This is a genomic window from Ruminococcus sp. CAG:330 (assembly GCF_000437175.1).
GTDB lineage: Bacteria > Bacillota > Clostridia > Oscillospirales > Ruminococcaceae > Ruminococcus_C.
Map to the genome: position 1 here is coordinate 1 of NZ_FR897993.1, position 1106 is coordinate 1106.

The following is a 1106-nucleotide window of genomic DNA, read 5'->3' on the forward strand; positions in this document are numbered from 1 at the left end:
CGGCACACTGACCATCAGCGGTACAGGGGCGATGAAGGAGTATTATGGTTCTGACAATAGCCCTGCATACTACAATTATAAAATAAAAAAAGTTGTGATTGAAAATGGCATCACAAGTATTGGAGCTTATGCGTTTTCCAGTTGCAGCAACTTAACAGACATCACGATTCCAGATAGTGTCACAAGCATCGGATATGGTGCGTTTTCCGGTTGCAGCAGCTTAACAGACATCACGATTCCAAGTAGTGTCAAAAGCATCGGAGCTAATGCGTTTTCCGATTGCACCGGCTTAATTAGCATCACCATTCCAAAGAGTGTCACAAGCATCGGGGATGATGCGTTTTCTGGCACACCTTGGTTAACAAACAAACAGCAGGATACCCCGCTTGTGATCGTAAATGGGATATTGATCGATGGAACAACTTGTTCTGGAAAAGTAACGATTCCGGACGGAGTCACAAGAATCGGAAGTTCTGCGTTTTTCAATTGCACCGGCTTAACCAGCATCACCATTCCAAGTAGTGTCACAAGCATTGGATGGAGTGCATTTTCTGGTTGCGACAATTTGACCGAGGTGCTTCTTGAAGGCGGCTCTACGCTGACAAACGAAAATTGGTTGCACCAATTTAGCAAGCATCGAAATTCCGAGTAGTGTCACAAGCGTTGGAGATGGTGCGTTTCAGGATTGCATCAATTTAACAGACATCACGATTTCAGAGAGTGTCACAAGCATCGGAAATTATGCGTTTTGGGGTTGCAGCGACTTGACAAGCATCACAATTCCAAAGAATGTCACAAGCATCGGAAATGGTGCGTTTCAGTTTTGCAGCAGCTTGACAGGTATCACGATTCCAGAAGGTGTTAAAAGCATCGGAGATTCTGCGTTTTCCAATTGCACTGGCTTAACCAGCATCAACATTCCAAAGAGTGTCACAAGCATCGGAGATTATGCGTTTTCTGACTGCAATAAATTGCCTGAAATTACGGTTTCCTGCGATTCTACGCTGACAAAAGACGCTTTCGGAGATGCATCTGAGAAGGTAAAGTATCGTCATTCTCTCGTCAAAACTGATGCCAAGGATGCGACTTACACCGAAGCCGGAAAC

Annotated in this window: 2 protein-coding genes; both read left to right on the forward strand. The window is 44.7% G+C overall.

Annotation, left to right across the window (positions count from 1 at the left end; genetic code table 11):
• On the forward strand, positions 1-652 hold a 652-nt coding region (locus QZL66_RS01250; protein ID WP_293601749.1), incomplete at its 5' end, for a leucine-rich repeat domain-containing protein.
• Positions 642-1106 (forward strand): leucine-rich repeat domain-containing protein (locus QZL66_RS01255; RefSeq protein WP_293601750.1); only part of this gene is annotated, 465 nt, incomplete at its 3' end. The genes QZL66_RS01250 and QZL66_RS01255, both read left to right, overlap by 11 nt.